This window comes from Methyloversatilis sp. (genome assembly GCF_051861465.1).
GTDB lineage: Bacteria > Pseudomonadota > Gammaproteobacteria > Burkholderiales > Rhodocyclaceae > Methyloversatilis.
In genome coordinates this window covers 1-14,532 of record NZ_JBHYCQ010000022.1, presented here as the reverse complement: position 1 = coordinate 14,532, position 14,532 = coordinate 1, and the positions used below count along the sequence as shown (strand labels likewise).

At 66.9% G+C, this 14,532-nt stretch carries 2 protein-coding genes; one reads left to right on the top strand and one right to left on the bottom strand.

Annotation, left to right across the window (positions count from 1 at the left end):
- The first annotated feature begins 5 nt into the window (after positions 1-5).
- Positions 6-13,658, top strand: coding sequence for a beta strand repeat-containing protein (locus ACTIFF_RS17715; protein ID WP_439538023.1), 13,653 nt, complete (start codon positions 6-8; stop codon positions 13,656-13,658).
- Between the two features lie 145 nt (positions 13,659-13,803).
- Here the strand turns inward: ACTIFF_RS17715 and ACTIFF_RS17710 are convergent, their stop codons facing one another.
- The gene (locus ACTIFF_RS17710) at positions 13,804-14,142 is read right to left on the bottom strand and encodes a cupin domain-containing protein (RefSeq protein WP_439538022.1); all 339 of its coding nucleotides are present in this window, start codon (positions 14,140-14,142) and stop codon (positions 13,804-13,806) included.
- Between the last annotated feature and the right edge of the window lie 390 nt (positions 14,143-14,532).

Genomic DNA, 14,532 nt, shown 5'->3' with positions numbered 1-14,532 from the left:
ATGCGATGGTAACGGCGGCGGGCGATGGCGCGGATTCGGACGGCGGGCGCGTGTATTCGATGGCCGAGCGCAACGCGACGCTGCGCAGCGGTGCGGTGCTGGACGCGAGTGCGGGGGCGAGCGGCGACGGCGGCTTCGTCGAGTTCTCGGCGAAGGACACGGTGGAGCTGGCCGGCGGCCAGTTGATGGCCGACGGGCGCAATGGCGGTGCCGCGGGCCGGGTGCTGATTGATCCGTTGAACATCGTGCTCAGCGCGAACCTGCTGCGCGGAGCGGGCGGCTACACCGGCATTCCGGCGGGGTCGGACAACGGCGTCAGCGTCACCGGCGCCAACCTGCTGCTGCAGGCGGACAACAGGATCACGGTGAACGAAAACGTGACGGTATCCAGCCGCCGCGTCGCCGGTACCGACGCGGCGAGCCACGCCACCGGCGCTTCGGTCGGGCCGTCCGGCGACATCACCTTCGAAGCGAAGCACATCGACCTGAAGTCCGGCAGCAAGGTGCTGGCGCACGCCGACGGCGATTTCGCCCCTTTCGGAGGCGACATCCAGTTGCTGGCCACGGACAACCAGTCGACGCCGGTGCTGGGCTCGGTCGACGACTCCATCGCGTCCATCACCGTCAACAACGCCACCATCACGGGGCGCGACGTCACGCTGAAGGCCGACGCGAACGACAAGTGGGTGTGGACGGGTGAGGAATACACCGACGCGCTGCTCGGCTTTCTCGACGATCTGGCGCTGGTGGTCGATGCCACCGTGTCGGTGGCCCACGCCACGGTAGATGTCGATGGCGGCGCGCGCATCGAAGCGAGTGGTGATCTGAAGATCGAATCAGTGGCGGTGACCGATGCTTCGATGCGGGTGGTCGGGTCCGTGCTCGGCATCGGCTATGGCGAAACCGACGCGCTGGCCACCGTGGACATCAGGCGCGCCACATTGTCGTCCGGCGGCGCGATGACGCTGCGCTCGCAGGCTGACAGCACGCTGCTGGTGAAGGTCGACACGATCAACACCGGCCACTACAACAACATGCTGTCGACGGCCAGCGAGTATGCGAACTTCGCCTTCGCCGTCGGCATCGCGAACCAGCGGTCCGAAACGACGGTGGGCAGCGCGGCGGTGATCGCGAAGGCGGCATCGCTCGATGTCGAAGCGACCGGTGCGAAGTCGATCGAGGTGTCGGCCACCGGCAGTTCCTTCAAGGACGGCATGGCCTCGTCCGGCATCGCGGTGCTGGTTAACACCACCACGATGACCGCCTCGCTCGGCGGCACGGTGACCGATGCCGGCCGCGTGAGCGTGACGGCCTCGCTGGCCGACGACGCACAGACCGAGGTGGGTGCATCGGCTGGCACCGCGGGCGATCCCAATCCCGAAGAGGGTTTCAGCAACGCCCGCCCGATCGATGTGGCGCTGTTCGAAAAGCTGACGGCCTTCGTCGCCGGCGTGCCGAACAAGGATGCGCGCGCCGGGTCGAGCGGCAACTTCGGCTTGTCGGCGTCCTTCGCATGGGTCGAGAACGACAATGCGGTGAAGGCAGAGATCGCCGCAGGTGCGGATGTGACCTCGCGCGGGCGCGTCGACGTGTTCGCGAACGCCGAGGAGTCGCTGTCCTTCGAAACGTCGGCCGCGGTCGACGAGCGCTCGCTGGAAGCGCCTGATCCCGACCACCCGCTGCCGCCCGACGAACAGAAGGCGAAGACGGAAGAAAAGAAGAAGATCGCGATTTCCGGTTCGATCGCGGTGATCGACGTGACGCATCGCACCGATGCGCTGATCGGCGATGGCGCGACGGTGAATGCAGGCGGCGCCATCACGGTCGCAGCCGACACGAAGCTGACGCCGTTCTGGACGCAGTGGGTCGATGCCTACGACACCCTCGACACGATGGACTGGGCCGACCCCGACGCGTGGACGAATCTGGGCAGCAATCTGTTCGACCTGATCGGCCAGCCGATCAACGCAACGTCGTGGGTGCAGAGTGGCGTCGAGAGCGAACGGCTGTCCTTCGCCGGTGCGGTCGACCACTTCACCCTCGACAGCCAGGCCAACGCGAAGATCGGTTCGGCGCTGATCAATGCGGGCACCGCGCCGCTGTCGGCGGCGCAGGATGTCACCGTTTCCGCGCACGCCTCGCACGGCCTGCTGAATCTGGCGGGCGTGCCGGAAATCGATCTGACCACGCTGCCGGACGGCGGGTCGAACAGCGCTTCGGCCGGCTTCGGCGGCACTTATCATCACCTGACGCTGACCGGCGGGTCCGACGCGACCATCGCGCGCGGCGCCACGGTGCGCGCCGACGGACTGGCGCTGCTGGCCGAAACCGATTTCGACCAGGTGACCATCGCCGAAGCGGCCGGCAAGGCCGGCAAGGTGTCGGTCCAGGGGGCGTTCTCGCTGATCGACAGCGATCTGCACACGATTGCGCAGATTGCGTCGGGCACCACCGTCAGCGCGCGCGACGTCGTGCTGCAGGCGATCGACAGCAGCATGTCGATCAATGTCGCCGGCGGCGTGGCGCGATCGGGCAGCATCGGCATCGGCTTTTCCATCGCGCTCAATGACCTCGACCGCGACACGCATGCACTGATAGGCAATCGTGCAGACGAGACGGGCACCGGCGGCACGCTCGCGGCGAGCGGCAACGTCTTCCTGAAGGCGCGTGCCGGCGCCACGCAAGGTGCTTTCGCCGTGGCCGGCTCGCTGCCCGGCGGCGGTGACGAAAGCACGGACGGCAAGCCCGGCGGCGACGGCTCGAAAACCAATGTCAAGGACAAGGGCGAACAGGGCAAATCCGGCATCGGCATTTCGGCTGCCGTGTCGATCAATCTGGTCAATGACACGACCCGTGCAACCGTGGCCGATCTGGCAAGCATGTCGGTGGCCGGTACGGCGGCCTCCACGCTGGACATCAACACCGATGCCGATGGCGTGGCTGACCTGACGGTCTCGCTGACGCACGGGCTCAGCGCCGGCGCGCGCGACGACGCCCTGGCGCTGGCCGGTGCCGGTGCGCTGACCATCGCCACCGGCAAGAGCGCAGGCCTGGGCGGAGCCTTCACCTGGAATCAGCTGGAGAAGATCACGCAGGTCACCATTGCCCGTACGGCGCTGACCTTCGGCGGGTCGGGCAATGTACTGCTCGATGCCTGGAACGGCGGCCCGATGTGGTCGGTGTCGGCCGGCGTCGCCGCAGGGCAGAAGGTCGGCGTTGCCGGTTCCGTTGCCTACAGCAATGTGGACAACGGTACGCTCGTGTCCATCAGCGGGGCGGGGGTGGATACCGGCGGCTCGGTGTCGTTGATTGCCAGTGACAGTTCGGACATCCGCAGCGTGGCCGGTGCGGCAAGTTTCGGCGGCAAGGCCGGCTTCGGTGCCGCGGTGGCGATTTCCACCGTGGATTCCGACACCGTTGCCGAACTGGTCGGCGACGAAACGGATACCGGCAGCGATATCGACGACGAGGTGGTGCGCGGCGCCGCGGGCATTTCGGCGAGCGCGACCAGCGACAACGACATCGTGTCGGTCGCGGCCGCACTGAGCGCGTCGAACGGCGTGTCGCTCAGCGGTGCGGTCACGATCAACACCATTACCAACGAAACGCGGGCCTCGGCCGATGGCGTGGTACTGAAGTCGGGCGGTGCGATCGCGCTGTCGGCCAGCGACCTGTCGACGATCGAATCGCTCGCCGGCGCAGTCGGGTTTTCGCTCAGCACCGCGGGCGTCGGCGTGGCCGTCGCCTACAACGAGATCGGCAACACGACGCGGGCAGCGCTCGAGGACTCGTCGGTCGAAGACCAGACCGGCGAGACCGTGGATTCGCTGGCGCTGACGGCGACCAACACGTCGACCATCAAGTCAGCGTCCGTCGCCGGCGGCCTGGCGTCGACCTTCGGCGGCGCCGGCTCCGCGTCGACCAACTTCAGCGATCAGACCCGCACGACGGCCGAAATCGTCGATTCCGATGTCGATGCAAGCGGGGCGAACGTCACGGTCATGGCGACCGACACGTCGCTGATCGAATCGCTGGCCGGCGGTGTCGGTCTGGGCCTGTCGGCCGGATTCGGCGCTGCCGTCGCGGTGAACGACATCGGCAACGTGACGCTCGCCCGGGTGTCCGGCAAGCAGACGGCCCATGGCCTGGACGTTGCGAGCGTCGTCATCAGCGCCGATTCGCTGGCCACCATCAAGACCGCATCGGTGGGCGTTGGTGCCGGCGTCAAGGTGGGCGTCGGCGGCTCGGTCGCGGTGAACCTGATCGGCTCCGACACACGTGCGCTGATCGAGAACGGTGCAGTGATCGAAGCGCGCGATGACATTGCGGTGCTGGCCGAGGCGGATGACAGGATTTCCGTGCTGGCGGGCGCTGCCGGCATCGGCCTGACCGCCGCCGGCGTGGGTGCGGCGGTGACGGTGAACGAAATCACCGGCACGACCGAAGCCGCGATCAAGGGCAGCGAGGTCGCTGCACGTGCGCAGCAGGGCACGGGCGTGAGCGTGAACACCGGCGAGGTGGCCGGCGCGAACCTGCGCGACAGCATCGACGAGATGAATACCGAGGGCGGGGGCTATTCGTCCTCCAACCCCTTCGTCGCGCCCGACCTGATCGCCTCGCGCGGCAAGGAATATGTGCGCGGCATTGCGGTCAACGCACTGGCCACGCATCACACCACGACCGGTGTCGCGAATGTCGGGGGCGGCCTGTATGCCGGTGTCGCCGTGACCGCCAGCGTGAGCCTGATCGGCGGTGAGACACTGGCCACCGTGACCGATTCGGTTCTGAACGGCGGTGACAACACGGGCGCGTCGGATGCGCAGGCGGTCAGCATCCGGGCCGCCGACCACGCCTACGGCAACACCTTCATCGGCTCCATTGCCATCGGTGCGGCCGGCATCGGCGCGTCGGCCGACGTCAATGTGTTCCAGCGCAACACCGTCGCCAGGGTCACCGGCGGCGACACCCGTCGTGCCGACATCCGTGCGAAGGGCGATGCGGATATCGATGCGCTGTCGGCGCAGGGTGTGGCATCCGTGGTGGTCGGTGCGTCGGGCGGCGTGGTTGCCGTGGTGGGCAGCGGCTCGGTGGCGAAGTTCACCAGCACCACGGAAGCATCTGCGCAGCAGGCGGATTTCGAAGTCGGCTCGCTGGACGTCACGTCGAATCACTACTCGACCTTCCTTGTGGCGGGCGGCGGGCTTGCAGTGGGCGGTGCCGCGGGCGCCGGCACCTTTGCCGTCGGCCTCGATGACAGCACCACGCGTGCGCGCATCGAAGACGTCACCGTCGACACCGCCGGCGCCGTGAATGTCACGGCAGGCACCACCACTGAAATGCGCACCTGGGCTGTCGGCGGCGCTGGGGGCGGTTTCGCCGGCGTGGCCGGTGCGGTGGCGGTCGGCATCATCAGCAGCACGACCGAAGCTTCGGTGATCGACAGCGGCATCGGCAGCAGCGATGATCGCGCCGCCAGCCTGCTCGTCAGCGCCAGCGACAAGGTCGTGACCGAAAGCCGGGCCGGTGCGGCGGCACTCGGCGGCATGGCCGGCGTGGGGGCGGGTGCGTCGGTGACCAAGGTCGACAACACGACATCGGCGACCATCCGGGACAGCAATGTTTACGTCAGTGGCGACATCGACGTCACGTCGCAGGCCGAGCGCAAGCTGTCCAACCTGGCAGCCGCTGCGGCGGTCGGCGGCACGCTCGGCATCGGGGGCTCGGCTGCGGTCACGCTGCTCAATGCAACGATGAACGCCGACGCATCCGGCGAACTGGACAACACCGACGGCGATAACGAGGGCACCCTCAGTTCGGCACAGGCCTTCTCCAGCCGCGACATGCTGTCCACCGACGAAGACGAAGGCAATGTCCGCACGGCGGACAGCTTCTCGGATACCGACATCGAGCGCGTCAACGCGGCGGGCAAGGTCGCGACGAAGGATCAGGTCAACGCGGCGCCGCTGGGCGCCACGCTGGCCACAGTGGTCGATAGCGACGGCACGCGCGACTTGCTGGTCGCCGGCGGCAACATCCGCATCGGTGCGTCGGAAAAGGACCGCGTCGAAGTCGGGGCCGGCGGCATCGCGCTGGGCGGTCTGGCCGGCGTCGGCGCCTCGGTGAGCGTGCTCGACGTGCGCCACAATGTCGGCGCGACGACGGTCGGCGCCATTTCACTGCAGGCCGACACCGGCGACATCGAACTGAGCGCGAAGACGGCCGAACTGCCGGACGACGATCCGCTCGTCCAGGCCGAGCCGGCGCTGCAGGTCGACAGCTTCCAGGCCGCTGGCGGTCTGGTGGGTGTCGGTGCAGCGGTGGCGACAGTCGATCTGAACAATGCGGTGCGCGCCAGTCTGGGAGCAGGTGCCCGGGCGACCGTCAGCAGTGCGACGGGCGACGTGCGCGTGACCGCAAACGACACGCTGGATGCCCGCTCCAGAGCCGAAGGCTATGCCGTCGGTGTGGTGGCGGCCGGCATCGTGATCGCGCGCGCCGACAAGACCGGTAGCACGACTGCGCAGATCGGCGGCAGCGATACAGCGACGGCGCAGACCGCCGTAACTGGCGTCACGCTGGCAGGCGGGGCGCTCGATATTCAGGCAACGCGTGAAGACACGGTATCTGCCGAGTCGAAAGCCGGTGCCGGCGGCGTGGCCGCCGGGTCCGGCTCGGAGTCGCGCGCCGGCGCGCTGGGGGCGGCAAATGCCGCTGTCGCTGACCGTGTGACCATCAACGGCGCCGGTTCGGCCGTGTCGGTCACCGCCAACAGCACGCCGCAGGTCAGTGCGGTCGCCCGGGGCTACAACGGCTCGCTCGCCGTCTCGATCGGCGTGTCGCTGGCTGAAGCGTCGGCGTCGACGCAGTCCTTCGCAACGGTGGGTCGCTACAACAACATCACGGCCGGTGCGCTGTCGCTGAATGCGGCGACGTTGCTGCCGATAGTCGGCAACGGCGTCGGCAACAGCGCCTACTCATACGCCAACGCGACCGGCGGTTCGCTGCTGGTCAGCGCCAACGGCAGTGATTCCCGCGCGCGCGGCAACGCGCTGGTCAACGCAACGATGGGCACGGCCAATGCGCTGGCGATCACCGACAGCACATCGCTGACGGCGTCGAACCTGACGCGCCAGACGGCCGTCACCAATGGCGTCACCCTGGGCGGGCTGCTTGCGCTCGGGGGCAACCAGGCGTACGCCGTCGCCGGCTCGGTCACGCTCGCGTCCATCGACAACGGCAACACCGGCACGGTGGGCGACGCGCTCAGCGTGGTCGCGACCGGTCACGACGAAACGTCGGCCGATGCCGCAGCCGGTTCCGGCGGCATCATCGCGGGGGCTGCCGCGCTGGCGTCCACGCGCAATCTTTCGGATACGCAGGCGCTGCTCGGTGGCGGCACGGTGGGTGATGCGCTGGTGACCGACACCGGCGGGCGCATGGAAGTCAGCGCCGATCACACGGCAACCTTCAATGCCCGCGTCGATTCGCTGTCTGCCGGCGTGGTCGGTGCCAGCGGCGCGCAGGCGCGCAATGACATCGATGCCAAGGTGGTGGCAGGGATTCGCGCCGGCGCACACCTGAACACCTGGGATCTGGATGTGCATGCGCTGAACCAGTCGCGCAAGCCCTGGCTCGCCCAGTTCAACGTCGTCGCGGGTGCCGGGGGTCTGGCCGGCGGCGCGGCCGGCTCCGGCGAAACGCGGGTGGACAACATCACCCGGGTCGAGGTCGGCGACAACTCGCGGGTGCGCGTGCTCGGCGATCCGGATGACGCGGGACGCACCAGTTTCAATGCGGTGTCCGACGTGATGCTGCGCGACCGCGCCAAGCTGGAAGCCGGCGGCGCCATCAGTGCGGCCGACGCCGAATCCATCATCGAGGTGAACATCAACCCGCTCACCACCGCGGCCGGGAATGTCGGACGAACCGAAGCGCGCATCGGCAGCAATGTCGTCATCGATACCGTGGGCGATTTCAATCTCGCGACGCGGGAAAACGTCGATGTCGAAGCGCGCGCCAGTTCCAAGACCTGGGGTCTGGCTGCCTATGCCGACGGCTATTCGAAGTCGGACATCCACAGCCGGTCGACCACATCGATCGGCGCCGGATCGGACATTCGCGCGGACGGCTTCATCAACCTGGGTGCCGGGCGCGATGCGGGTGGCGTGCGCAACCGGTTCTCGTCGGTCGCGCACACCGATCTGTACAACAATTCGCTGGTTCCGATACCCGGTCTGGACTGGGGCGCGGACGGCCTGCTCACCCAGACCAACCGCATCATCGTCGACGGCAGCCTGCGCAGCGTGAAAGACGTGAGCCTGATTGCTGACAAGGGCTTCGGACATATCGTCAATGGACATGGCGTCGCGCGCGATCTGTACAGCCAGGCGGCGAGCGCCATCGCCAGCGGCATCAGCAACCTGTTCGGCGGTGGCGACGTGTCGATCGAGCAGAACAGCGGACGCAGTATCGAACTGTCTCAGGCCGGCACGACGGTGAATGGCTTCATCGACGCCGGCATCCACAATCAGCGCTGGATGACCATCAGCGAGACGGATCCCGGTGGCGGTGCACTGCCGGTCACGCTCAGCACGCAGGTGCCGCGCGACGGCCAGGAGGCGAAGTGCCAGGCGCCCGGCGTCGCGGGCTGCGTCTATGACACCTATTCGAAGCAGTACTGGATATCGCGCTCCGACGGCCTCGACATGCCGGTCGCGCGCATCGAAAACCTGCAGGACAACCTGCAGACGCGCATCGACTCGCTGAAGAACATCCGCGGCCAGTATCAGGGTGTGACCAGCACCGGCGCCGATGCGAGCAGCCCGGAAACGGTGGCGGCGCTGACCGCCGAAATCAACTTCCTCGAGCAGCAGCTCGCCGATCTGTTCCCGGCGGGCGGCGCGACGGCCTCGGTGTCCGACGCCGCCTTCATCCTCCTCCCCGAGTTGAGCGCACGCGGCGGCAACATCAACGTAATGGGCGATTACCTCGCAGGCAGCGGTCAGCTGCTTGCGCGCGGCGATGCGAAGATACAGATCATCAACAACAGCTCGGCCTTTCTGCGCACCGATGCACTGACCATTCCGGAAGAGGCGACCGGACGGCTCGTGCTGAACAGCGTCGCCATCCTGAATACGTCGGGCACCCGCCCGACGACAGCCGACATCAACGCCGCATTGAATGCGCGCAACAAGGGTGGTTCGGCCGGCTTCGGCAGCGTCGACATCGCGCCGGATTCGGCTGTGCCGCTGATCGAGGTCAGGAACACCCACATTCCGCTCGACGCGGATACCCGCGCGCCGGACATCGAAGTGGTGGGCGACATCAGCAACCTGCTCGGCACCGTCACGCTGGAAAGCGAACGCGGCAGCGTGCTGGTGCAGCCGAAGGATCCGTCGAATCCGCTGACCGCACCGAATATCCAGGCGGCAACGATCAACATCACGGCAGGGCGTGATTTCGTGTTCAGTTCGCCGTCGGCTTTCTATCACACCGCCGGCGCCGCGCGCGACCTGTGGGGGGGCACGCGCACGCCCAGCGGCGGCAGTGGCGGAACCGCCAACAACTTCGAGGACAGCAGCCTGTTCAGCGGTGCGGCTGACGAGGTGCGCATCGGCAACGGTGCGCCGACCATCGCCGGCAACAACATCTTCATCAGCGCCCGCTACCTCAACATCAACGGTCTGCTGCAGAGCGGCATTCCCGACCGTTCGATCACGATCGACGCCGACGCGCGCGTCAATCTCAACATCGGTCCTTACAAGACCCCGACCACGCTGGCGCAGGCGAAGACGAATTACGACGCACTGGTGGCCGGCGGCATGAAGCCGGCGGATCCGCGCTTCCGCATCACCGGCACCGACGGCAACATCGTCGCGTTCTTCAATGCGGAACTGAACCGCATCGAACTGGAGCCGGTCAAGGTCGAAGGCGGCAAGCTCGAACTGCTGGGCGAAATACTGAACACCGGCGGCGGCCGCATCGCGGCCCTGGACGGTTACGGTCGCTTCGACATCGACAACCTCACCGGCTACGATATCGTCATCACCGGGCTGGACACCGGCAATGACATCGAAGGCCGCGTGCGCATCACCGACTACCTGCGCCGCTGGGACCCGGCCGCGAACGGCGGCCTCGGTGCCATCGTCAGCAGCCCGCTGCAGTCGAGCACGCAGACCACCGCCTACTACAACAGCCTGACGCCGGTCACCCGCATCGTCACGCGTCTGGGCGCCGATGTGCAGACCTCGGACGTCATCGTCACGACCGAAAGCACACCGGCCGGCGACAAGCTGGTCGAACGTCCGGTGGCGTCTTACGTGGATCTGATCAACACGCGCAACACCGGCTACGCGCCGGTCGAGGACCAGACCTATACCTGGGTGACCGGTCAGCGCAGCACGACGAACACCTACGCGCGTTACGAGAAGGAAACCAAGTTCTGGTTCTTCCCGGGCAGCTGGTCGATCGCGGATCGCACGGCCTACGTCGAGTATCCGGATGCGACGCCCCTGATGGAAGGCGAGTACACGAGAGTCGATCCGGCCCTTGGTGACGACGCCTATCGTTACCAGCGCCGGGACGTCACGACGTCCTACAGGGAGTGGTCGACCGAAAGGTCGAAGTGTTCGTGGTTCTTCTGCATCTGGAAGTGGCACACCTACGAGGTCTGGAGCGATTTCGGCACCAAGCGCTACAACACGCATACGGTCAAGGCCGACCACCTGATCCCGATCAGCTTCATCGGCCACGACACCGGCGGCATCGACATCGTCAGCCGCGGCGATATCATTCTCGCCGGCAGCCTGACCAACCGGACCGGTCTGGTTTCGCTCGATGCGACGGCGGGAGACGGGCTGCCCGGCGGCGCCATCGCATCGGAAAGCGCGCGCGGCACCGTTACGACGGAAAGCCTGACGATGCGGGCTGCCAGTGGCATCGGCAGCGCGATTGCACCCCTGCAACTCAATCTGTCCGGAAACGGCAGCATCGATGCCGTGAGCGCTGGAGGCGACGTCGGCTTGCTGGCGGTGTCGGGTGACATGCGCGTGGCACAGGCGATCACCGGTGACGACGGCCGCGTGTTCCTGCAGGCCGATGCTGACATCGTATCGGCCGGCGCCGGCGATGCCGTGCGCGTGCAGGGCGGTGGCGTCGAACTGGTGTCGCTGAACGGGCGCATCGGCAGTGATGCGCAGGCGCTCGTGGTGCAGACGCAGGCCACGCTGCAGGGTGGCCTCGACGTCACGGCGATGGGCGACATCCATGTGCTGCAGCCGGACGGCGACCTGCAGCTGGACAAGGTCGAATCGCTCACCGGAGACGTGACGCTGACCGCCGGCAACGGCCGCATCGTCGATGGCAACCGCAACGAGACGCGCGATACGCGTGCCGAAGCCGAGCTGGATGCCATTTGGCAGAGCCTGCGGCTGCGCGAATCCGATGGCGCGGCCGACAGTCTGGCCGATGCGCTCAAGGCGCACCGTGCAGGCATTGATCGCGAGTACCGTGAGTATTGGTCATTGCGCAATATTCAGCTGATCGAAGACCCTGCCAATCCGGACAGCTTCGTCTACCGCGCCGACGCCTACGATGCGGCGGCGGCGGCGCAACGGCTACGCGAGCTGCATCAGAAACTGGGTGGCCTGGGCGTGACGCTGGCCACCGGATCGGTGCCCGACTACGACGCCGATTTCCGCTATGTCGGGTCCGCCGACACGGACCATACGCTGGCGGACATTTCGAACGGCACCCACGCTTGGACCGACAACCAGGTGCGCTACGGCGTCAGTGCGGCGATCTACAACAAGTCGGTGTCGGATACCGAAACCCGCATCGAACAGCCCAATGTGGTCGGGCGTCACATCGTGCTCAATGCCTCCGGCACGGCTGGAGGCGTCGGACGCGACGAGGGGCAATTCACCGTCAGCATCGCTGCACTGGCGACGCTCAGCCCCGACGAGCGGCGAGCGCTGGCAGCGGCCGAAGCCGATGACGTGGCGGTGGACACGGTTGCGAAGACCGCCACGGTGCTCAAGCGTGACGACGTCGATGTGGCGACGACAGCGGACGGCAGCGTGACGGTGAATGCGCGCGGCCACGTATTCCTCGGGGCCGACGACTACGAGCGCAACGGCACGGCGCTGCCTGGCGACATCAATCTGGTGTCGCTCGACGCCAGCGGCGGCGGAGTCGATTTCAGCAGGACGATACGGCTCAAGGTGTCGGGCGGCATCATCGATGCCGGCGCGGGCGCCGTTCCGAATCTGCGCGGCGGCAGCACCATTCTTGAAGCGAGCCACGGCAGCATCGGCAGCGCGGCGCGGCCGGTCAGCCTCGATCTGGGCACGGCTGCGACGCTCACGGCGCGTGCGGCAAGTGGCATCTGGCTGAATGAACTGAGCGGACCGATGCGCGTGGCCGAAATGTTCGCCAGCGCCGGCGGCATTCACCTGACCAGCGCCGGCAGCATTCTGGATGCCCGCGGCACGCAGCGTGTCGTGTCGCTGCAGACCGCGGAAGGCGACATCGATCTGCGTTCGCTTGCGGGCAGCATCGGTGCGCCCGGCGAAGCATTGGTCGTTGCGCCGGGCAGCGGCCACGCGGTCAACGCAGAGGCGGCGGAAGACGTGCATCTGTCGGGCATCACTGCAGCCGATCCGGATTTCTCTTCCGATCTTGAAGTGGGCGAAGTCAATGCAGGCGGTGACGCGACGGTCATGGCCATCGGCGCGGTCAGCGGCGGCAGCGTCCGTGCCGTGCGCGGCAATCTCGATCTGCGCGCAGGCCGCAGCGTGACGGTGCTGGAAGCCACGGCGGATGCGGGCAACGCAAGTGTGTTCACCGAGCAGGACATCCTGATGGATGCGGTGACCGCCGGGCAGGGCGTGCGACTGGAAAGCGTCAACGGTCGGGTCAGCGTGAAGCGGCTGAGTGGTGACACTATCGAAATCATCACCGATGGCGACATCGAGGCAGGCACGCTGAAGGTGGACTCGCAGCTGTCGATCGGCGTCGGTTCGATTACTGCGAGAATCGTTCAAACCGGCACGGCGGGTCCGCTGCTGATGAACGTGACGGGACCGCAGGGTGGCATGGCGCGCTGGGTTGATCTGACGTTCGACAGTCCGATCGGCACGCGCTTTGAGCGGCTGTATTCGCAGGACGCGCGGATCGAAACGGAACGCGGCTGGCTGGAGGTGCTGGACGGTCGGATCGACAATCAGGCACGCTTCATCAACCCGCAGAGCACCGTGTATATGGACAACGCGACGACGGTGATCCAGCCGGCAGACATCCAGCTTCATGCGCCGGACAGGCAGTTCGCGCTGCGCCTGGAGCGCTTCCGTCTGGTGACCGACGAGACCGCGCTGACGCGTAGCCCGCTGCACGAAGTGGTCAATGAGACGGACCCGGACAACAGCGGGCGGGAGGCGTCGCGCAACGCGATCGAAGGTCGGGTGCCGAATCCGACGCGTCCGCAGGCGGTGAATGTGGTGCCGGCGCTGTCGCAGATCGCGATCAACATTCCGCTGGACATCCCGGCCGTGAATTCGGGCGATGAAGAGACGGAAGAGGAAGCCGAGGCCCGCCGCCAAGCTGAGGACGAGGCACGGAACGCCACCCCCGGCGAAACCCCGAAGGAGACCGCACAGTGAGGCGCGCGCCCTGGTTGTTCAGCAGGCGCCGCTGCACCCGGACAATGACGGAAAGGCGAAAGGCCAGGGAAACGAAGGCAGGAGAAACGCAGGGGGTGCGCCGCCGGCAACGAGGACCGTTGCCGCCACCGGCAGCGCGGAGGGATCATTCGGCCGGGATGAAATCCAGGCCCTTCGACAGCACAAACATCACCGTACAGCCGGTGTCGGTCGTGTGCGGCCCATGTGACGTGCCGGCCGGCGCAGTAAATACCGAACCCGGGCCATAGGTCTTGCCGTTCTCGATGAACTGACCGTCGAGTACGTAAGCGACTTCATCGGCCTGCGTATGCAGGTGCGACTGCACGCACGAACCGGCGTCGAACTTGTAGAGCACGGTGGATGCCGTCGTCGCAAGTTCGCCGTCGATCACCTTGAAGTGCACGCCGTCAATGCCGCTGGGTTCCCATGCGAGCGAGTCGGCGTGAAATTCCTTTGTATACATGCACAGTCTCCTGGGGTGCCCGGTAAGCGCCGGGTTCAATACATTAGTGGTCGAATCATGAAGCACGGGCCATGCCACGCGCCGCGTGACGGCTGCGCGCCGTATGCCGGGACGACGCCGTTCATCAAGGGACGAAAGTCGGACCCCGTCCGACCACGGTGACCGATTTCCGGACCAGAAGCGGGTTCATTCGGAGCACCCGCAGCGCGCGCGGGTCCGTATATGCCCCCCGCATTCGCGCAGCAACTGCCACCGAACGAAAGAGGCCCGTCCGCGCGCAGCACCGACGGGCCTCCGGGTGAGGGCCGGCGGTCTTACTTGCCGGTTGCGACTTCTTCCAGCACGTTGAGCGACACGTCGGTTTCCTTGACGCCGGCCGGATTGGACTTC

Coding starts and splice junctions, on each gene's coding strand:
- ACTIFF_RS17715 (WP_439538023.1), top strand. CDS start 6: ATGGTAACGGCGGCGGGCGATGGCGCGGATTCGGACGGCGGGCGCGTG.
- ACTIFF_RS17710 (WP_439538022.1), bottom strand. CDS start 14,142: ATGTATACAAAGGAATTTCACGCCGACTCGCTCGCATGGGAACCCAGC.